Here is a 19994-nt window from a genome sequence, read left to right on the forward strand (position 1 = left end):
GGTCAAATCCTCACTGGGCCGCGACGGCTGGCGTGTTGTAGAGCACGATCGCAGCGGTCACCAGCAAATTGATCAGGGTCAGCGGCAGGCAGAACTTCCAGCTGAAGTCCATCACCTGGTCATAGCGTGGGCGCGGGATCGAGGCGCGCAGCAGGATGAACAGCATGATGAAGAACGCGGTCTTCAATGCGAACCACAGGAACGGCAGTTGCGGCAGGATGCCGAACGGGCCGTGCCAGCCGCCGAAGAACAGGGTTACCAGCAGCGCCGAGATGAGGATGATGCCGATGTACTCACCGACGAAGAACATGCCCCACTTCATGCCGGCATACTCGATGTGGTAGCCGTCGGCCAGTTCCTGTTCTGCTTCCGGTTGGTCGAACGGGTGACGGTGAGTCACGGCGACGCCAGCGATGAAGAAGGTGCAGAAGCCGAAGAACTGCGGAATGATGAACCACAGGTTCTGCGCCTGGTACTCGACGATGTCGCGCATGTTGAACGAGCCCACCTGCACCACCACGCCCATCAGCGCCAGGCCCAGGAACACTTCGTACGACACGGTCTGTGCCGAAGCACGCAAGCTGCCCAGCAGGGCGTACTTGTTGTTCGACGACCAGCCGGCGAACAGCACCGCGTAGACCGACAGGCCGGCCATGGCGAAGAAGAACAGCAGGCCGATGTTCAGGTCGGCAACGCCCCAGCCCGGTGTGATCGGGATGATCGAGAAGCCGATCAGCAGGGCGCTCATGGCCACGACCGGCGCCAGGGTGAAGATCATCTTGTCGACGAAGGGCGGGTTCCAGTCTTCCTTGAAGAACATCTTCAGCATGTCGGCAGCGATCTGGAACATGCCGAACGGGCCGACACGGTTCGGACCGTAGCGGTCCTGCCACCAGCCCAGCAGGCGGCGCTCGACGAAGCTGAGCAGGGCGCCGCAGACCACCACGGCCAGCAGCACCACGATAGCCTTGACGACCTGGATCATCACATCGATCACTTCGGGGGTGAACCAGCTCATTGTGCTGCCTCCTGCAGGCCTTCGACGGATGCACCGAAGATGGCAGGCGGGATGCCGGCCAGGCCTTTCGGCAGCGCGACCAGGCCAGCGCCCAGCTCTTCATTGATACGCAGCGGCAGGCGCAGGGCCACGCCAGCAACGGTCAGGCTCAGCAGGGCACCGTCGTTGACGCCCAGGCGGTCGGCTTCGGACTTGGCCAGGCCGACATAGGCGGCCGGGATGCGCTGTTGCACCGGGGCGGCGCGCGAGGAGCTTTCTTCGCTGCCGAACAGGTGGAAGAACGGCACGGCAGTCCAGGTGCCACGGGCCGGGTTGAAGGCACCCGGAATGGCGTTGAACCAGTTCAGGCGGTCGCCTTGCGATTCGATCAGGCGCACGCCTGGGTCACCGGCACGCAGGTGGCCACCGACCTCATCCTGAAACTTGTTCCAGGCTTGTGGCGAGTTCCAGCCCGGCGACCAGGCGAACGGCACCTGCTGGCGCGGTTCGGCCGAACCCGAGTAGCCTTCCATGGAGAAGGCAAACGCGGTGTCCTTGTCTTGCGGGGTGCGCGGCTCGTGCACGCTGATGTTGGCGCGCATGGCGGTACGGCCGGAGTAGCGCAGCGGCTCACGGGCCAGCTTCATGCCCTTGATGCGGAACGCGGCGCTTGGTGCGGCGTTGACGATACCGGCCAGTTGCGGGGCGGCTTGGGCGCAGGCGCTGGTCACGTGGTCCAGCTGGGTCCAGTCGACCGGCTTGTTCAGCAGGGTGGCACGCAGGGCGTGCATCCAGCGCCAGCCTTCGTGGATCTGGATGCTGCTGTCCAGGTACTGCGGGTCGAACACCTGGAAGAAGCGTTGGGCACGGCCTTCCTGGCTGACCAGGGTACCGTCGCCTTCGGCGAACGAGGCGGCTGGCAGCACCAGGTGGGCGCGGTCGACCGTCGGGGTTTTCGAGTGGTCGGCAACGATTACCACCTTGGCCGCAGCCAGGGCTGCGTCGACCTTGGCGGCCGGTACGCGGGCGTACAGGTCGTTTTCCAGCACGACGATGGCGTCGGCCTTGCCGCTGATGATCGCGTCCAGCGCGGCATCGACAGATTCCCCACCGAGCATGGCCAGGCCGATGCTGTTGGCTTCAGGCACCACCAGGCTCAGCGAGCCGTTCTTCTCGCGCAGCTTGAGAGCCTTGGCGATGTTGGCGGCGGCTTCGATCAGTGCCGGGTCGGCCAGCGAAGTACCGGCAACCACCAGTGGGCGCTTGGCAGCGACCAGGGCGTCGGCGATACGCTGGGCCAGGGCCTTGGCTTCGTCGTCCAGGCCGGCGACTGCCGGTGCGCTCGGGTCGATGGCGTGAGCCACGGCGAAACCGATGCGGGCCAGGTCGGCCGGGGCGGCGTGCACGCACTCCTCGGCAACGTCGTCCAGCTTGGTTTCAGCCAGCGAGGCGATGAACAGCGGGTACAGCGCGTGCTGGCCGATGTTCTTCACCGCGGCGTCGAGCCATGGCTGCACTTTCATCGCTTCGGCCATGGCCTCGGCCTTGCCCTTGGTGGCCTGGCGCACGGCCAGGGCGACACGGGCAGCGGTCTGGGTCAGGTCTTCGCCGAGCACGAACACGGCGTCGTGGTCTTCGATGTCGCGCAGGGTCGGCACTGGCAGCGGGCTGTTGTTCAGCACGTTCAGTGCCAGGCGTACGCGGGCCAGTTCGCCAGCTTCCATGCCGGAGTAGAAATACTCGGCACCGACCAGCTCACGCAGGCCATAGTTGCTTTCGAGGCTGGCGCGTGGCGAGCCGATACCGACGATGGTGCGGCCGCGCAGCAGGTCGGCGGCCTTGTCCAGGGCAGCATCCAGGCCCAGCTTGGAACCGTCGGCCAGGTGTGGCTGGCGTGGGCGGTCCTTGCGGTTGACGTAGCCGTAGCCGAAACGGCCACGGTCGCACAGGAAGTACTGGTTGACCGAACCGTTGAAGCGGTTCTCGATGCGGCGCAGTTCGCCGTAACGCTCACCCGGGCTGATGTTGCAGCCGCTGGAGCAGCCGTGGCAGATGCTTGGGGCGAACTGCATGTCCCACTTGCGGTTGTAGCGCTCGGAGTGGGTCTTGTCGGTGAATACGCCGGTCGGGCAGACCTCGGTCAGGTTGCCGGAGAATTCGCTTTCGAGCACGCCGTCTTCGACGCGGCCGAAGTACACGTTGTCGTGGGCGCCGTACACGCCCAGGTCGGTACCACCGGCGTAGTCCTTGTAGTAGCGCACGCAGCGGTAGCAGGCGATGCAGCGGTTCATCTCATGGGCGATGAACGGGCCGAGGTCCTGGTTCTGGTGGGTACGCTTGGTGAAACGGTAGCGGCGCTCGTTGTGGCCGGTCATTACCGTCATGTCCTGCAGGTGGCAGTGACCACCTTCCTCGCACACCGGGCAGTCGTGCGGGTGGTTGGTCATCAGCCATTCGACGACGCTGGCGCGGAACGCCTTGGACTCTTCGTCTTCGATGGAGATCCAGGTGCCGTCGGAGGCAGGGGTCATGCAGGACATGACGATACGACCACGGGTGTCGTTTTCGTCGGTGTACTGCTTGACCGCGCACTGCCGGCAGGCGCCAACGCTACCAAGCGCCGGGTGCCAGCAGAAATAAGGGATGTCGAGGCCGAGTGACAGACACGCCTGTAACAGGTTGTCTGCACCGTTGACTTCGAGCGCTTTGCCGTCTACGTGGATAGTGGCCATTGTTCAAAGTTCTTCGTTGGCCCGCGTGAGCGGGCGTGGCTAATGGAAATCGGTGAGCTTGCGACACGCCTCGATCGCTCGGGCCTGCCGGCAAGCTGGCGAGTGGCACGGGCCACCCGCCTAATCATCTTGTTATGCGCCGACCACGATCGGTTTGGCCAGGTCAGGGCGAAGGGTGTCACCAGCGGATGCTGGAGCGACACCGGCCTCGAACTCGGACCGGAAGTATTTGATGGCACTGCCCAATGGCTCGACGGCACCCGGTGCGTGAGCACAGAAGGTACGGCCTGGGCCGAGGAAGTTGACCAGCCCCAGCAGCGTCTCGATGTCTTCGGCGCGGCCCTGGCCATTTTCCAGTGCGCGCAGCATCTTCACGCTCCATGGCAGGCCGTCACGGCATGGGGTGCACCAGCCGCACGACTCGCGGGCGAAGAACTCCTCCATGTTGCGCAGCAGCGAAACCATGTTGACGCTGTCGTCCACTGCCATGGCCAGGCCGGTGCCCATACGGGTGCCAACCTTGGCGATGCCACCGGCGTACATCTGCGCGTCGAGGTGCTCGGGCAGCAGGAAGCCGGTACCGGCGCCGCCTGGCTGCCAGCACTTGAGCTTGAAGCCGTCGCGCATGCCACCGGCGTAGTCTTCGAACAACTCGCGGGCGGTAACGCCGAACGGCAGTTCCCACAAGCCCGGGTTCTTCACCTTGCCGGAGAAGCCCATCAGCTTGGTGCCGTGGTCTTCGCTGCCTTCACGGGCCAGCGACTTGTACCAGTCGTTGCCGTTGGCGACGATGGCCGGCACGTTGCACAGGGTTTCGACGTTGTTCACGCACGTCGGCTTGCCCCACACGCCAACGGCGGCAGGGAAGGGCGGCTTGGAGCGAGGGTTGGCGCGGCGGCCTTCCAGCGAGTTGATCAGTGCGGTTTCTTCACCGCAGATATAGCGGCCGGCACCGGTGTGCACGAACAGCTCGAAATCGAAACCGCTGCCGAGGATGTTCTTGCCCAGCAGGCCGGCGGCCTTGGCTTCGTCGATGGCGCGGTTGAGGTTTTTCGCTGCGGTGGTGTATTCGCCACGCAGGAAGATGTAGCCACGGTAGGCCTTCAGGGCGCGGGCGCTGATCAGCATGCCCTCGACCAGCAGATGGGGCTGTTGCTCCATCAGCATGCGGTCCTTCCAGGTGTTCGGCTCCATTTCGTCGGCGTTGCACAGCAGGTAGCGGATGTTCATGGATTCGTCTTTGGGCATCAGGCCCCACTTCACGCCAGTGGGGAAGCCCGCACCCCCACGGCCCTTGAGGCCGGAGTCCTTGACCGCCTGCACGATATCGTCCTGCGACATTTGCGCCAGTGCCTTGCGGGCAGCGGCGTAGCCGTTTTTCGATTCGTACTCGGCCAGCCATACCGGTTCGCCGTCATCACGCAGGCGCCAGGTCAGCGGGTGGGTTTCGGCCGTGCGCGCGATGCGGTTGGCCGGGCCGAAGGAAGTAATGGTCATACGTAACCCTCCAGCAGCTTGGAAACGCCAGTCGGTTGCACGTCGCCAAAGGTGTCGTCGTCGATCATCAGCGCCGGGGCCTTGTCGCAGTTGCCCAGGCAGCACACCGGCAGCAGGGTGAAGCGCCCGTCTGCAGTGGTTTGGCCCAGACCGATGCCCAGTTCGCTCTGGATCTGGCTGACCACCGACTCGTGGCCGCCGATGTAGCAGACCATGCTGTCGCACACGCGAATGATGTGGCGGCCGACCGGCTGACGGAAGATCTGGCTGTAGAAGGTGGCGACACCCTCGACGTCGCTGGCCGGGATACCCAGCACTTCGCCGATGGCGTGGATGGCACCGTCCGGCACCCAGCCACGTTCCTTCTGGACGATCTTCAGGGCTTCGATGGACGCCGCGCGCGGGTCCTCGTAGTGATGCATTTCATGCTCGATGGCCGAGCGCTCGGTTTCGCTCAGGGCGAAACGGTCTGTCTGGATAAGCGTGCTGTTCATGCTTAGCGGTCCACGTCAGCCATAACGAAGTCGATACTGCCCAGGTACGCAATGAGGTCGGCGACCATGCTGCCTTTGATCACCGAAGGGATCTGCTGCAGGTGCGGGTAGCTCGGGGTACGGATCCGGGTGCGGTAGCTCATGGTGCCGCCATCGCTCGTCAGGTAGTAACTGTTGATGCCCTTGGTCGCCTCGATCATCTGGAATGACTCGTTGGCCGGCATGACCGGGCCCCACGAGACTTGCAGGAAGTGCGTGATCAGGGTTTCGATGTGCTGCAGGGTGCGCTCTTTCGGCGGCGGCGTGGTCAGCGGGTGGTCCGCCTTGTACGGGCCTTCCGGCATGTTGCGCAGGCACTGGTCGATGATGCGGATACTCTGGCGCATCTCCTCGACACGGACCATGCAGCGATCGTAGGCATCGCCATTGTGGGCCAGCGGTACTTCGAACTCGAAGTTCTCGTAGCCGGAGTAAGGGCGGGCTTTACGCAGGTCGAAATCGCAACCGGTGGAGCGCAGGCCGGCACCGGTGGTACCCCATTCCAGCGCTTCCTTGGTGTTGTACGCGGCAACGCCGATGGTACGGCCCTTGAGGATGCTGTTCTGCAGGGCAGCCTTGGTGTATTCGTCGAGGCGCTTGGGCAGCCATTCGACGAAGTCCTTGACCAGCTTGTCCCAGCCGCGCGGCAGGTCGTGGGCAACACCACCGATGCGGTACCAGGCCGGGTGCAGGCGGAAACCGGTGATCGCTTCGATCACGGTGTAGGCGCGCTGGCGGTCGGTGAAGGTGAAGAACACCGGGGTCATGGCGCCAACGTCCTGGATATAGGTACCCAGGAACAGCAGGTGGCTGGTGATGCGGAAGAACTCGGCCAGCATGATGCGGATCACGTCGACCTTCTGCGGCACCTGGATGCCGGCCAGCTTCTCGACGGCGAGCACGTATGGCAGGTTGTTCATCACCCCGCCGAGGTAGTCGATACGGTCGGTGTAGGGGATGAAGCTGTGCCAGGACTGGCGCTCGGCCATCTTCTCGGCGCCACGGTGGTGGTAGCCGATGTCCGGTACGCAGTCGACGATCTCTTCACCGTCCAGCTGCAGGACGATACGGAACGCACCGTGGGCCGAAGGGTGGTTGGGGCCGAGGTTGAGGAACATGTAGTCCTCGTTGGCGCCCTGACGCTTCATGCCCCAGGCTTCCGGGTTGAAACGCGCCGATTCCTCTTCAAGCTGCTGCTTGGCCAGGGTCAGGCTGTACGGGTCGAACTCGGTGGCACGGGCCGGGTAGTCCTTGCGCAGCGGGTGACCTTCCCAGGTGGGCGGCATCATGATGCGGCTGAGGTGCGGGTGGCCGGCAAAGTCGATGCCGAACATGTCCCAGACTTCGCGCTCGTACCAGTTTGCGTTCGGCCAGATACCGGTGACGGTCGGCAGGTTCAGGTCGCCTTCGCTGAGCGACACCTTGATCATCACGTCGCTGTTACGCTCGACCGACAGCAGGTGGTAGAACACGCTGAAGTCGGCGGCAGGCAGGCCGCGGCGCTGGGTGCGCAGGCGTTCATCGACACCGTGCAGGTCGTACAGCATGCTGTACGGTTTGGCCACGCCACGCAGGAAGCTGAGCACCTCTTTGAGCTGCGCGCGCTTGACCCACAGCACGGGCATGCCGGTGCGGGTTTCCTGGGCGACGAATGCTTCGGCGCCAAAACGGTTGTGCAGTTCGACGACCACATCCTGGTCGTCAGCCTTGTAGGGCGGAATGAAAATAGCGTTGTCCGCTGTCATGGTCTCGGTCGCTTTGGGTCAACGTTAAGAATGAAGCCAGGCCGCCGGCTCCTTCGGGAGCGGGCGGCAGGTCGCTGGATCAGACTTCGTCGGGGCTGCGCAGGTTGGTTACGGCAATGCGCTGCTCACGACGCAGGTCTTTCTGGGCTGGCATCTCGGCACGGTAAATGCCTTGATCACCAACAACCCAGGAAAGCGGGCGTCGTTCTTGGCCGATCGACTCCTGCAGCAGCATCAAGCCTTGCAGGAAAGCCTCAGGGCGTGGCGGGCAGCCAGGCACATAGACGTCCACGGGGAGGAACTTGTCGACCCCCTGAACGACCGAGTAGATGTCGTACATGCCACCGGAGTTGGCGCACGAGCCCATGGAGATGACCCACTTGGGTTCGAGCATCTGCTCGTACAGGCGCTGGATGATCGGCGCCATCTTCACGAAGCAGGTACCGGCGATGACCATGAAGTCGGCCTGACGCGGCGAGGCCCGGATGACTTCGGCGCCGAAGCGGGCGATGTCGTGGGGTGCCGTGAAGGCCGTGGTCATTTCCACGTAGCAGCAGGACAGGCCGAAGTTGTACGGCCAGAGGGAGTTCTTGCGACCCCAGTTGACCGCGCCACGCAGCACATCTTCGAGTTTCCCCATGTAGATGTTCTTGTGGACCTGGTCCTCTAGCAGCTGATCGGTGACGGTTTCCCGTTCACCGACCGGGTACTGCTCGTTGGGCGCATCCGGATCGATTCTGGTGAGATTGTATTGCATGCCAAAGCCTCATTGTTTCAGCTTCGCTTGCCGCTTGCGGCGACCTTCGGGAGCCCAATCAAGTGCCCCGACGCGCCAAAGGTAGACAAGACCTGCCAACAGAATTGCTATGAAAACGAGCGCTTCGATGAACCCGGTCCAGCCGCTTTCGCGGACAGACACAGACCATGCAAAGAGAAAGAGGGCTTCGATATCGAAGATCACGAACAGCATCGCGACCAGATAGAATTTGGCGGACAGGCGCAGGCGGGCGCTGCCGGTGGGCAGCATGCCGGATTCGAAGGGTTCGTTCTTGGCGCGGCCCCAGGCCTTGCTACCAAGCAGGCTGGACAGGCCGAGCATGAAGGCACACAGGCCGACGACACCCAGGAGGAAGATGGCAAAGCCCCAGTTGTGGGCGATGAGTCCTGCCGAATCGGACATGCTAAAAATCCTTATACAGAGACCCAGCTCTGCAGTCTGAAATAAGTAAAGCGGCGACGTGGTGTCGCAGGTGCAGTGACCAAATGTCGCAGCTGAGTCAATCGCGCTGATTTTATGGGTAAACCCGGTGCAAGTAAAATTTCTGTAGCAAATTTATTCGTAGCATTAAGTACAAAACCCGCTTGTAACTGGCTGAAAGCCTTGAAATTCGGGCATTGCGTGCGCTTTTGTTAATTATGTTTCTTGCGACTGGTAACGAATTACAAGTTTCGTAATGATAATTAATATCATTTGATCTGATGCCACGTAATTGGGCTGTTCTGCACCTTGTAAAGTTCCTCTGGCGATTCCCCCTACTTGTAAATGCGAAAGGCTCGTGTTCTATCAGCTTCCAGCGCCGCTTGCACCGCTCTGTGTCAATACTTTATCGGTTGAGCGATGACCGACTGATGAAGCGATGGCCCATTGGCCGAGCCAGTAGGCGAGGATGATCAGGTACGGTCCGGCGGCAAAGGGGCTGACGAAGCGGTCGATGCCGATCAGGCTATCAGAGCATACGAACAGGCCGGCACCGAGTGCGGCCAGGCCACCGCAGGCCAGGGCGCGCCAGAGCATGGCGCTGATAGCCAGGGCGTACACTGCAACCGGGATCAGCAGCGGGCCGAGGCCGTGGCTGGCAAGTACGCTGAACAGGGTGATGCCGGTGAGGGCGCTGAGGAATAAAGCGGGCAGGGCCGGGCGCAGCGTTTTGCTGTAATAGGCGCGCAGGTAGGCCAGGTGGGCAAAGAGGAATGCGACCAAGCCGAACACGAACAGGTCGGCAGGGATGGCCAGCAGGGTGTCGCCGATTACCGAGCAGGCCAGGCCGATCGAGATCCAGTTGCGATAGGGCGAGGCGGGGGTGCCGCGCAGCCAGGCGATCAGGGTCAGCACCGGGATGGGTTTGGCCAGCAGGGCGAGCATCGGGTTGTCGCTGGCCAGTGCATATAGATAGAGGGCGGCGGCGGCCAGGGCGATTGTGGTCAGGTGGCTTGGACGGAGCATGGGCGGTCCTTGCTGCTGGGCTGCCACAAGCATAGACCTGATTGTGGGGTTTGTTGTTGATGCATTGGTATTGGGTGAGGGCTGGCATGGGTATGGCGAGAGGAATTTAGCGCATGTGAGATCGAGCGCCGCCCGCGCGGCGCTTCGCGGGACAAGCCCGCTCCCACATCTGTTTCGGGCCAGTTAATCCTGTGCCTTTGGCGCGCGCACCTTGGGTGCATGGCTGAAAATTGATGAGGAGCAGCGGCGTCCCCTTCGATATCGAAGGGAACAAACAAGGCGGACAGCGGTGGCCATCACAGGATGGACTGGCCCGAGACAGATGTGGGAGCGGGCTTGTCCCGCGAAGCGCCGCGCGGGCGGCGCTCGATTTGAGCAACACCGCAAAAACCAGGGCAGACACCTCGCCGCCCTGACGCAATCTGGCGCAGAACACCTGGCATGTCAGATTTAGCCCCGATGCATGAACTGGAGGCGCTGTGGGCTTTGCTTGAGTCGGCATCGACTCAGTGCAGATGTCCATCTAGCTCAGGACTCTGCACTAGGGCATAAGTGATGTGTCGCCTGGGCTGGCCTCTTCGCGGGTAAACCCGCTCCTACAACGATAGTTGTCCCATGTGGAGCGGGTTTACCCGCGAAGAGGCCGGCACAGGCATTCGAGAATATCAGGGGATACACCAATGGTCCCGTACAGTCCTGTGGGTGGGTTCATCGAGGCGTCGAACCGCCGCGGAAGGGCCGGTACGGGCAAAAAGAAAGGCCCGGGGCGTTCACAAGCCCCGGGCCTCTATTCAACCGCAACCCACTATCAGTGGAACTGCTCTTCCTCAGTCGAACCGGTCAGTGCAGTCACCGACGAAGCCCCACCCTGAATCACAGTGGTCATGTCGTCGAAGTAGCCAGTGCCCACTTCCTGCTGGTGCGCCACGAAGGTGTAGCCCTTGCTGGCGTCAGCGAATTCCTGCTCCTGCAGCTTCACGTAGGCGGTCATGTCGTTGCGGGCGTAGTCGTGCGCCAGGTTGAACATGCCGTGCCACATGTTGTGGATGCCGGCCAGGGTGATGAACTGGTGCTTGTAGCCCATGGCCGACAGCTCGCGCTGGAACTTGGCGATGGTGGCGTCGTCCAGGTTCTTCTTCCAGTTGAAGGAAGGCGAGCAGTTGTACGACAGGATCTGGTCCGGGTACTCCTTCTTGATCGCTTCGGCGAAGCGGCGGGCTTCGTCCAGGTCCGGCTTGGCGGTTTCGCACCAGATCAGGTCGGCGTACGGGGCATAGGCCAGGCCGCGGGCGATGGCCTGGTCGAGGCCGGCGCGTACCTTGTAGAAGCCTTCACGGGTGCGCTCGCCAATCACGAACGGCTGGTCGTACGGGTCGCAGTCGCTGGTCAGCAGGTCGGCGGCGTTGGCGTCGGTACGGGCCAGGATGATGGTCGGTACGCCCGATACGTCAGCAGCCAGGCGCGCAGCCACCAGCTTTTGTACGGCTTCCTGGGTCGGTACCAGTACCTTGCCACCCATGTGGCCGCATTTTTTCACCGAGGCCAGCTGGTCTTCGAAGTGCACGCCGGCAGCGCCTGCCTCGATCATGTTCTTCATCAGCTCGTAGGCGTTCAGAACGCCGCCGAAACCGGCTTCGGCGTCAGCCACGATCGGTGCGAAGTAGTCGATGTAGCCTTCGTCGCCCGGGTTCTTGCCGGCTTTCCACTGGATTTGGTCGGCGCGGCGGAACGAGTTGTTGATGCGCTTGACCACGGTCGGTACCGAGTCGACCGGGTACAGCGACTGGTCGGGGTACATCGACTCGGCCGAGTTGTTGTCGGCGGCAACCTGCCAGCCGGACAGGTAGATGGCCTGGATGCCGGCTTTTACCTGTTGCACTGCCTGGCCACCGGTCAGGGCGCCCATGCAGTTGACGAAATCTTTTTCTGGGCGGAAGGACGGGTGGGCACCTTGGGTGACCAGCTTCCACAGTTTTTCTGCGCCTTGGCGAGCCAGGGTGTGCTCAGGCTGCAGGGAGCCACGCAGGCGAACGACATCGGCGGCGGTGTAGGTACGGGTCACGCCTTTCCAGCGCGGGTTCTCGGCCCAATCTTTCTCGAGGGCTGCAATTTGCTGTTCGCGTGTGAGTGCCATGGAAATAAACCTCGTCGCATCGATCTTGGGTTAATTGTGCTGATGCTCGGGGCAGATCAGGGACCTGGCGGCTGTCCTGTCCGGGGGAGTGCGGCGGCGAACGTGAAGGCTCGGAGGAGGAAGGAGGTGCAGACCAAGCGCAAGTGTGCTCCGGCAGGTCGGCTCGTGGTTGCCTTGCTGCGGTGCTACGCGATTGCCAGTACTGCGGTGATGCGCTTCCGTCCCTCGGGACAACTTCTTCGTTGCAGTCGCAATCCCGTCGAACCGCCTTGTGGGCCGTGTAGACACGAGGCGCCTCCAGGGGTGGGAGGAGCACGCCTCGAAGGCCCTTGCCAGGGCCCCTGATTAGCGGGAGCGAGGCCATCATGCCCTTGGGAAAAAGACCCTGTCAAATGTTTTGTAGTGGAATTTTTAACTTACTACATCTTTGGTCTAATGCGACTTGGTAGTCAGTTTCAAGGCCTTTGGTCGAGGCCTTGAAACGCCTGGGATCAGTCGAGAAGGTCGACTTTGACACGCAAAGTCATGTTTTCACCGCGTTGAGTGCTGTAACTGCGGCTTGACGTGCTGCGATCGGCTTGGCTCTGCTGGTTGTAACCCGCCAGGGTGATCCACTCGCCAAGCTTGCCGGTGATGGTCGTGTCGGTGCTTTGTACTTTCACTACATCAGCGCGTTCGTTGCTGATGCGATCATTATTGGTGCTTATTTGCAGACGAACCGTATCACCGCTCAAGCGTGGGGTGACGTAGAAACCCTGGGTCACATTGCGGTATTCGGTATTGCTCTGGAGGCGCCCGTAACCGTCGGTGCTAGTGCTGGTAATCGGGATGCTCTGGCCGACCTGGATCAGGGCAGGCTGGCCTTCGCTGGCCTGTACCTGCTGCATGCCACCTTCGCGGTTGCTGGTGCCGTAGTGGATGACCCGCGCGTTGCCACGGTTGTCCTGGAAGTTGCTGTCGTTGTTGTCGACGCTGATCAGCAGGCGCTTGGGCGCGGTGTCCAGCTGTTGCAGCAAGGCGCGCAGGTCATCGATGCGCTCGGGGCTGGCGTTGACGATCAGCTTGTTCTCAAAGGCGCTGACCGAGCCGTCGTTGGCGATAAACGCCTGCACGGCGGGCATAAGTTCGGCGCTGCTGCGGTGCTGTAGCGGCAGTACCTCTGTGGCGGCCTGGGCCGTAAGGCTGGCGACCACCAGCAGAGCAGCAAGTAGGGGGCGTAGCGGCATGTCCATGATCTCCGCAAGTGGAATCAACATGATGGCAAATTTACTGACTTCCTGCTGGACCTGGATCACGTCGGCGGTGTGGCGTGACAGGGTCATTTATCGGGTATTATCTTGCAGGGTATAAATTATAGTCACCAAGATAATTGAGGATAATTGCATGTCTCCCATTCGCCCGCTTCTGCGTCGCGATCAATTGGCTAAGGCCTTGGGTCAAGACTTGGCTGGCGAGTCGCTGGTTGATTACAGCTCGGGCATGTTCCTTGCCGCGCCCCGACGCACGGGCAAGAGCACCTTCCTCAACAACGACTTCATCCCGGAATGCATACGGCGCGGCTGGCTACCGGTATACGTCGACCTGTGGTCGGACCGAGACGCCGCGCCGGCAGAGCTCATCAGTGGCGCCATCGGTGCTGCGCTGGGCAGCTTTGAAGGGGCGCTGGCCAAGGCTGCGAAAAAGGCCGGTATCGACAAGATAAACCTGCTGCGTACCCTCAGCTGGGATTTCACCCGCCCGCAACTGCCTGAGGGGACTACCTTGGCTCAGGCACTTGCCGTGTTGCATCAGGTGTCGGGGCAGATGGTGGTGCTAATCATCGACGAGGCCCAGCATGCCCTCAACAGTGAAGATGGCCTGAACGCAATGTTTGCACTGAAGGCTGCGCGTGACCACCTCAACCGCGGCGACCGCCCGGACGGCCTGCGCCTGGTGTTGACCGGTTCCAGTCGCGACAAGCTGGCCAACCTGGTGCTGAAAAGCAAGCAGCCGTTCTTTGGTGCCAGTATCACGCCATTTCCATTGCTGGGGCGTGAATATGTCGAGTTCATCGCCGCTTTGTGGAACCGGCGCCTGGCCGACAGTAACCAGTTCAAGGTCGAGGACCTGGCGTACGCTTTCGAACTGGTTGGCCGCCGCCCGGAAATGCTCAACAAGCTGTTGGCCGAAGTCAGTGTCGGCTTGGGTGAAGCGGGCAACCTGGGTGAACTGCTGCGCAACGGGGCATTCAATCATCAGGCCGGCGTGTGGAGCGACTACGAAAGCGCCTGGAACGAACTTTCGCCCCTGCAGCAGGCAGTGCTTGAGGTAATGGCCGAACGCACGCTGCGCCGCCAGCCGTTTTCGCCGTTTACCGAGCAAACCCTGGCCGATGTCAGCCGCAAGCTGGAACTGGCCCAGGCCGTGGCCAATGCCAGTACGCCCAACGTACAAAAGGCCCTTGATGCATTGCGGGACAAGGAACTGGTATGGAAGGCCAATCGTGGCGAGTATGCGCTTGAGGATGCTTCCATGGCCGAATGGCTCGCCCGCGACAAGACAGTGACCGGCCGCAGCTGAACCTTTGATCTGCCCCGCCAGTCGCACGCACATGGCGTAAGTGGGGCTTATTGCATGAAGCGTTGCCTGATCCTGTCGTTGTGGCTATGCAGCCTGGGTGCCCAGGCTGCAGCTGATTCGTTGCGCATCAAGCAACTGCAGCGTTGTGGTGAGTTGCTCGGTGAAGGCGGGCAACAATGGTGTCTGCGCGCCGAGGGGCTCGGGGGCGGTCTGCCGACGGTCTGGCTCGGCGGTGCAAAGCTGCCGCCAGCCAGTATCGAGTGGCAAGATGACCGTCTGACGCTGAAACTGACCAACCAGGCCCGTGGCAGCGCACCGCTGTGGCTGGAGGACGGCGGCGGCAGCAGTAACCCGGTCTGGCTGACAAGCCAACGCAGCCATGTTGTTGCAGCAGCCTCTGACGAGGTGGCGAAGAATATGGATGGCCTCACCACCTATGTCGACTTGGTCAGCCTTTTGATCGAAGAAAAACACGATGGCCTCCGCGAAGCCCGACGGATCGCCGACAAATTCGGCGCCCGGGTCGTGGGTGCCATACCGCCGCTGAATGTCTACCAGCTGCGCTTGCCGGTAAACGACCTGGAACAGCGCGACGCGATGATCCTGCGCATGGGCAGTGAAGTCAGCGTGGATGCCGTGATTATCGAGGAGTCTGCCCCCGAGCGCGGTGAGGAAGGCAGTGGGCGCGACCCCGGGGACATCGACCAGGCCGAGGAGTGGGCCGCCAATCGCTTCATGGACGCACTGTATTACTACCAGCGACGAATTGCCGCTTCGCGTATACCGGTGCAGCCGGTGCGGGTGGGGGTAATCGAGCGTGAAGTGGACTTTGACGCGCCAGGTTTCAGCGATTACCGAGGTGGCTGCAAGCAGGCCCTGACGTGTCTGTACGCGCGTGACGGCAATCGCCCGAGCAGTCACGGCACCCATGTCGCCGGCATTATTGCCGCGCAGGATCACGGATTTTTGCCAGGTCTGGGCAAACAGAGTCCTGGCTTCGAGGTGATTGTCGAGCGCAACTCGGATGCGGGCATCACCGCTAACATTGCTGCGTCAGTGAACCTGGTCGAGGACGGCGTGCGGGTGTTGAACTGGAGTTGGGGCATTCACCGGATCGGGGCACGCGACGTCAAGGGCGACCGGGTGGATTCGCTGGTGCGTTCCGGGTTGGCCATGAGTGGCTATGAGGAGCTGCTTGAAGAATTCTTCCTCTGGCTGCGCGCCGAGCACCCCGATGTAGTTGTCGTGAATTCGGCGGGCAATGGGGCGTCCTGGTCGGGGACCGACGAATATCGACTGCCATCGTCCTTCATCACCGAACAACTGCTGGTCGTGGGCGGGCACCAGCGCAGTGACAACGCGGTGGCTGTCGAAGACCCGCAGCACGTGCGCAAACGCCACAGTTCCAACATCGACATGCGTGTGGATGTCAGTGCGGCGGCCTGCATTCGCCCGGTGGCCGGCGCGCTGTCGCATTGCGGAACGTCGTACGCAACGCCGCTGGTCACTGCCACCGTGGCGGCGATGCTGTCGATCAACCCGGCCCTGACCCCGCAGCAGCTGCGCATGTTGCTGCGGCGCAGCGCCTTGACCTTGGGCACCGAGCAGGATTTCGAAGCGATGGACGCCGAGGACCTGACGGCGCCGATCCTGCCATCGGAGCGTGGCGGTCAGCTGAACCACCCCGACCTTGGGCGCTCGGCGCGGCTGGACATGCAGCGCGCGCTGGACCTGGCGGTACAAAGCCGCGAACGCGTGCGTTGAACGGTGGCCGCTGTCAGACAAATTCCGTAACATCGCGCCCCTTGTTTTTTGTACCGTCCGCCCCGGACCGCCTCACAGGATGCCCATGAAACCCGCCCGACTACGCGCCGACCTGCTTGCCGGCCTGACCACCTCGTTCGCCCTGGTGCCCGAGTGCATCGCCTTTGCCCTGGTGGCCCACCTCAACCCACTGATGGGCCTGTATGGCGCGTTCATCATCTGCACCCTGACGGCGCTGTTCGGCGGCCGTCCGGGCATGATTTCCGGTGCTGCCGGCTCGATGGCGGTGGTGATCGTCGCGTTGGTCGTGCAGCACGGCGTGCAGTACTTGCTGGCCACGGTGCTGTTGGGCGGGGTAGTGATGATCCTGTTTGGCCTGCTGCGCTTGGGAAAACTGGTACGCCTGGTGCCTTACCCGGTCATGCTTGGCTTCGTCAACGGCCTGGCCATCGTCATTGCCATGGCCCAGCTGGAGCACTTCAAGGATGGCGAGCACTGGCTGAGCGGGGCGCCGCTGTACCTGATGATCGGCCTGGTGGCGCTGACCATGGCGGTGGTTTATGTGCTGCCGAAGCTGACCCGTGCGGTGCCGCCGGCGCTGGTGGCGATTCTGGGTGTTGGCCTGCTGGTGTATCTGCTTGGCCTGCCCACCCGCACCCTGGGTGACATGGCGCATATCGCTGGCGGCTTCCCGGGGCTGGCGCTGCCGGATGTGCCGTGGAACCTCGAAACCCTGAAAATCATCGCCCCCTATGCGGTGCTGATGGCCATGGTCGGCCTGCTGGAAACCCTGCTGACGTTGAACCTGACCGATGAAATTACCGAGAGCCGCGGCTACCCGGACCGCGAATGCGTGGCCTTGGGCGCGGCGAACATGGTTTCCGGTTTGTGCGGTGGCATGGGCGGTTGCGCGATGATCGGTCAGACGGTGATCAACCTCAGCTCCGATGGCCGAGGCCGGCTGTCGGGGGTCGTGGCCGGGGTGATGATTCTGCTGTTCGTGTTGTTCCTGTCGCCGCTGATCGAGCGAATTCCGCTGGCGGCCCTGGTCGGGGTGATGTTTGTGGTGGCGCAGCAGACCTTTGCCTGGGCCTCGTTGCGGGTGCTGCACAAGGTGCCGGTGAATGATGTGCTGGCGATCATTGCGGTGACGGTGGTGACGGTGTTTACCGACCTGGCCACCGCCGTGCTGTTTGGTATCGTCATCGCAGCGGTGAACTTTGCCTGGCAGCATGCGCGTGAGCTGTATGCCGATAGCCATGTGGACGAGGAGGGGGGTAAGCACTACCAGGTGCATGGCACGTTGTTCTTTGCCTCGACTACCCCGTTCCTCAACCAATTTGACCCGGCCAATGACCCGGGCAAAGTTACCCTGGATTGCCAGCACTTGAGCTTTGTCGATTACTCGGCGATTGCGGCGTTGAAGACGTTGCGTGAGCGCTATGCCAAGGCGGGCAAGCATTTGCGCGTGGTGCATTTGTCGGAGCGGTGCAAGAAGCTGTTGAAACGGGCGGGGGAGCAGCACTGATAACGGGTTGTTGCCTGTGCTGGCCTCTTCGCGGCCAAAGCCGCTCCTACAAGTATTTCACCGGAGTCGAAAACGGTGGGGTCCCTGTAGGAGCGGCTTTAGCCGCGAAGAGGCCAGCACAGGAGAACATCATTCCCCGCGGTTCTTCTTGACGATGCCATCGGCAATGCTCGCCGGGGCTTCTGCATAGCGGGTGAACTCCATCGAGAAGCTGGCCCGGCCCTGGGTCATCGAGCGCATCGAGGTGGCGTAGCCGAACATCTCGCCCAGCGGCACCTCGGCGCGGATCACCTTGCCCGCCGGTGTCTCGTCACCGTCCTGGATCATGCCGCGGCGCCGGCTCAGGTCGCCGAGTATGTCGCCCTGGTATTCCTCGGGCGTAACAACCTCAACCTTCATCACCGGCTCCAGCAGCACCGCACCGCCTTTCTGCGACAGCTGCTTGGTGGCCATCGACGCAGCGATCTTGTAGGCCATTTCGTTGGAGTCGACGTCGTGGTACGAGCCGTCGAAGACCGCCGCCTTGAGGTTGATCAGCGGGTAGCCGGCGAGCACGCCGTTCTTCATCTGCTCCTCGATACCCTTCTGAATCGCCGGGATGTACTCGCGCGGTACCACGCCGCCGACGATCTCGTTGATGAACTCCAGGCCTTCCTTGCCTTCGTCGCCTGGGGCAAAGCGGATCCAGCAATGGCCATACTGGCCACGGCCACCGGACTGGCGGACGAAGCGGCCCTCGATTTCGCAGGTGTTGCGGATTTTTTCGCGGTAGGCCACCTGTGGCTTGCCGATGTTGGCCTCGACGTTGAACTCGCGACGCATGCGGTCGACGATGATGTCCAGGTGCAGCTCGCCCATGCCAGAGATGATCGTCTGGCCGGTCTCTTCGTCGGTGCGCACGCGGAATGACGGGTCTTCCTGGGCCAGCTTGCCGAGGGCGATGCCCATTTTTTCCTGGTCGGCCTTGGTCTTCGGCTCCACCGCTACGGAAATCACCGGGTCAGGGAAGTCCATGCGTTCGAGGATGATCGGCTTGTCCATGTCGCACAGGGTGTCGCCGGTGGTCACGTCCTTCATGCCGATCAGCGCAGCGATGTCCCCGGCGCACACGTCCTTGATTTCGGCGCGCTGGTTGGCGTGCATCTGTACCATGCGGCCGATGCGTTCCTTCTTGCCTTTGACCGAGTTGAGTACCGCATTGCCGGAACTGAGCACGCCGGAATACACCCGGGCGAAGGTGAGGGTGCCGACGAAGGGGTCGGTGGCGATCTTGAAGGCCAAAGCCGAGAACGGTTCCTTGTCGTCGGCGTGGCGCTCCAGGTGCTTGTTTTCGTCGTCGGGGTCGGTGCCCTTGATTGCCGGGATTTCCGACGGGGCCGGCAGGTAGTCGATGACCGCGTCGAGCATCAGCGGTACGCCCTTGTTCTTGAACGACGAGCCGAGGATGGTTGGCACGATCTCGTTGGCGATGGTGCGCTGGCGCAGCGCGGCCTTGATCTCGTCGACGCTCAGTTCCTCGCCTTCGAGAAACTTGGTGGTCAGCTCGTCGTTGGCTTCGGCGGCAGCTTCGACCATGTGCGCCCGCCACTCTTCGGCCAGCGCCTGCAATTCGGCGGGGATGTCTTCTTCGCGGTAGCTGGTGCCGTTGTCGGCATCGTTCCAGTAGATGGCCTTCATCTTCACCAGGTCGATCTGGCCGATGAAGTTTTCTTCGCTGCCGATCGCCAGCTGAATCGGCACCGGGTGGTGGCCCAGGCGCTGGTCGATCTGTTTGACCACCCGCAGAAAGTCGGCGCCCTGGCGGTCCATCTTGTTGATGTAGGCCAAGCGCGGCACGTGGTATTTGTTGGCTTGGCGCCAGACCGTCTCGGACTGCGGCTCGACGCCGTCAGCGCCGCTGAAGACCACGACGGCGCCATCGAGCACGCGCAACGAGCGCTCCACCTCGATGGTGAAGTCGACGTGGCCGGGCGTGTCGATGATGTTGAAGCGGTACTTGTCGGCGAACTGCTTGGTCGAGCCCTGCCAGAACGCCGTGGTCGCCGCCGAGGTAATGGTGATGCCGCGCTCCTGCTCCTGGGCCATCCAGTCCATGGTCGCGGCGCCATCGTGCACCTCGCCCATCTTGTGGTTGACCCCGGTGTAGAACAGGATCCGCTCGGTGGTGGTGGTCTTGCCGGCGTCTACGTGGGCGACGATGCCGATATTGCGGTACAGCTCGATGGGCGTTGTGCGGGCCATGGCGGACTACCTGCGGCTGGGCGGATTCCACCACGTTAGC

The 19994-nt window shown here is 62.4% G+C and carries 14 protein-coding genes; 3 read left to right on the forward strand and 11 right to left on the reverse strand.

The features are described 5' to 3' along the window. Positions 1–10: 10 nt before the first annotated feature. The 10 genes from nuoH to ACIP02_RS20780 form a co-directional block, all read right to left on the reverse strand. A complete protein-coding gene (gene nuoH / locus ACIP02_RS20735) occupies positions 11–1018 on the reverse strand; it encodes an NADH-quinone oxidoreductase subunit NuoH (protein ID WP_400619919.1) in 1008 nt (335 codons plus the stop codon). Beyond that, positions 1015–3729, reverse strand: a complete 2715-nt coding sequence (gene nuoG / locus ACIP02_RS20740) for an NADH-quinone oxidoreductase subunit NuoG (protein WP_400619922.1) — start codon at positions 3727–3729, stop codon at positions 1015–1017. The genes nuoH and nuoG overlap by 4 nt, the downstream gene beginning before the upstream one ends. A gap of 132 nt (positions 3730–3861) precedes the next feature. Further along, positions 3862–5226, reverse strand: coding sequence for an NADH-quinone oxidoreductase subunit NuoF (gene nuoF, locus ACIP02_RS20745; RefSeq protein ID WP_400619925.1), 1365 nt, complete (start codon positions 5224–5226; stop codon positions 3862–3864). Further along, the gene (gene nuoE / locus ACIP02_RS20750; protein WP_027592810.1) at positions 5223–5720 is read right to left on the reverse strand and encodes an NADH-quinone oxidoreductase subunit NuoE; all 498 of its coding nucleotides are present in this window, start codon (positions 5718–5720) and stop codon (positions 5223–5225) included. The genes nuoF and nuoE overlap by 4 nt, the downstream gene beginning before the upstream one ends. A 2-nt stretch (positions 5721–5722) precedes the next feature. Then, complete coding sequence (gene nuoC, locus ACIP02_RS20755) at positions 5723–7504, reverse strand: NADH-quinone oxidoreductase subunit C/D (RefSeq protein ID WP_201199662.1); 1782 nt, start codon at positions 7502–7504, stop codon at positions 5723–5725. Positions 7505–7583: 79 nt separating this feature from the next. Next, a complete protein-coding gene (locus ACIP02_RS20760; protein WP_008096180.1) occupies positions 7584–8261 on the reverse strand; it encodes an NADH-quinone oxidoreductase subunit B family protein in 678 nt (225 codons plus the stop codon). A 9-nt stretch (positions 8262–8270) separates the two neighbouring features. After that, positions 8271–8684 carry an NADH-quinone oxidoreductase subunit A gene (locus tag ACIP02_RS20765; protein ID WP_400619930.1) on the reverse strand — a complete coding sequence of 138 codons (414 nt, stop codon included), beginning with the start codon at positions 8682–8684 and terminating at the stop codon, positions 8271–8273. A gap of 384 nt (positions 8685–9068) precedes the next feature. Beyond that, positions 9069–9728 (reverse strand): lysoplasmalogenase, encoded by a 660-nt coding sequence (locus tag ACIP02_RS20770; RefSeq protein ID WP_400619932.1) that lies wholly within the window; start codon positions 9726–9728, stop codon positions 9069–9071. Positions 9729–10536: 808 nt separating this feature from the next. Further along, positions 10537–11862 carry an isocitrate lyase gene (gene aceA / locus ACIP02_RS20775; protein ID WP_176512818.1) on the reverse strand — a complete coding sequence of 442 codons (1326 nt, stop codon included), beginning with the start codon at positions 11860–11862 and terminating at the stop codon, positions 10537–10539. A 491-nt stretch (positions 11863–12353) separates the two neighbouring features. Continuing rightward, on the reverse strand, positions 12354–13118 hold the full coding sequence (locus ACIP02_RS20780) for a secretin N-terminal domain-containing protein (RefSeq protein ID WP_400620061.1): 765 nt from the start codon (positions 13116–13118) through the stop codon (positions 12354–12356). A gap of 127 nt (positions 13119–13245) precedes the next feature. Between ACIP02_RS20780 and ACIP02_RS20785 the strand changes: the two genes are divergently transcribed. The 3 genes from ACIP02_RS20785 (at position 13246) to ACIP02_RS20795 (ending at position 17713) form a co-directional block, all read left to right on the forward strand. Continuing rightward, the gene (locus ACIP02_RS20785; protein ID WP_400619935.1) at positions 13246–14421 is read left to right on the forward strand and encodes a hypothetical protein; all 1176 of its coding nucleotides are present in this window, start codon (positions 13246–13248) and stop codon (positions 14419–14421) included. Between the two features lie 54 nt (positions 14422–14475). Beyond that, entirely contained in the window at positions 14476–16185 is a 1710-nt protein-coding gene (locus tag ACIP02_RS20790; RefSeq protein WP_400619938.1) for a S8/S53 family peptidase, read from the forward strand. Positions 16186–16270: 85 nt separating this feature from the next. Beyond that, positions 16271–17713, forward strand: coding sequence for a SulP family inorganic anion transporter (locus tag ACIP02_RS20795; RefSeq protein ID WP_400619941.1), 1443 nt, complete (start codon positions 16271–16273; stop codon positions 17711–17713). Between the two features lie 129 nt (positions 17714–17842). On the opposite strand, the gene fusA is transcribed toward ACIP02_RS20795, so the two are convergent. Continuing rightward, positions 17843–19954: an elongation factor G gene (gene fusA, locus ACIP02_RS20800; protein ID WP_400619944.1), complete on the reverse strand. Its 2112-nt coding sequence runs from the start codon at positions 19952–19954 to the stop codon at positions 17843–17845. Positions 19955–19994 lie beyond the last annotated feature (40 nt).

Source organism: Pseudomonas sp. NPDC089408 (assembly GCF_044749445.1).
Lineage (GTDB): Bacteria > Pseudomonadota > Gammaproteobacteria > Pseudomonadales > Pseudomonadaceae > Aquipseudomonas.

Excerpts from the sequence above, each read along its gene's own strand:
- nuoH (WP_400619919.1), bottom strand. The coding sequence starts at position 1,018 with ATGAGCTGGTTCACCCCCGAAGTGATCGATGTGATGATCCAGGTCGTC.
- nuoG (WP_400619922.1), bottom strand. The coding sequence starts at position 3,729 with ATGGCCACTATCCACGTAGACGGCAAAGCGCTCGAAGTCAACGGTGCA.
- nuoF (WP_400619925.1), bottom strand. The coding sequence starts at position 5,226 with ATGACCATTACTTCCTTCGGCCCGGCCAACCGCATCGCGCGCACGGCC.
- nuoE (WP_027592810.1), bottom strand. The coding sequence starts at position 5,720 with ATGAACAGCACGCTTATCCAGACAGACCGTTTCGCCCTGAGCGAAACC.
- nuoC (WP_201199662.1), bottom strand. The coding sequence starts at position 7,504 with ATGACAGCGGACAACGCTATTTTCATTCCGCCCTACAAGGCTGACGAC.
- ACIP02_RS20760 (WP_008096180.1), bottom strand. The coding sequence starts at position 8,261 with ATGCAATACAATCTCACCAGAATCGATCCGGATGCGCCCAACGAGCAG.
- ACIP02_RS20765 (WP_400619930.1), bottom strand. The coding sequence starts at position 8,684 with ATGTCCGATTCGGCAGGACTCATCGCCCACAACTGGGGCTTTGCCATC.
- ACIP02_RS20770 (WP_400619932.1), bottom strand. The coding sequence starts at position 9,728 with ATGCTCCGTCCAAGCCACCTGACCACAATCGCCCTGGCCGCCGCCGCC.
- aceA (WP_176512818.1), bottom strand. The coding sequence starts at position 11,862 with ATGGCACTCACACGCGAACAGCAAATTGCAGCCCTCGAGAAAGATTGG.
- ACIP02_RS20780 (WP_400620061.1), bottom strand. The coding sequence starts at position 13,118 with ATGTTGATTCCACTTGCGGAGATCATGGACATGCCGCTACGCCCCCTA.
- ACIP02_RS20785 (WP_400619935.1), top strand. The coding sequence starts at position 13,246 with ATGTCTCCCATTCGCCCGCTTCTGCGTCGCGATCAATTGGCTAAGGCC.
- ACIP02_RS20790 (WP_400619938.1), top strand. The coding sequence starts at position 14,476 with ATGAAGCGTTGCCTGATCCTGTCGTTGTGGCTATGCAGCCTGGGTGCC.
- ACIP02_RS20795 (WP_400619941.1), top strand. The coding sequence starts at position 16,271 with ATGAAACCCGCCCGACTACGCGCCGACCTGCTTGCCGGCCTGACCACC.
- fusA (WP_400619944.1), bottom strand. The coding sequence starts at position 19,954 with ATGGCCCGCACAACGCCCATCGAGCTGTACCGCAATATCGGCATCGTC.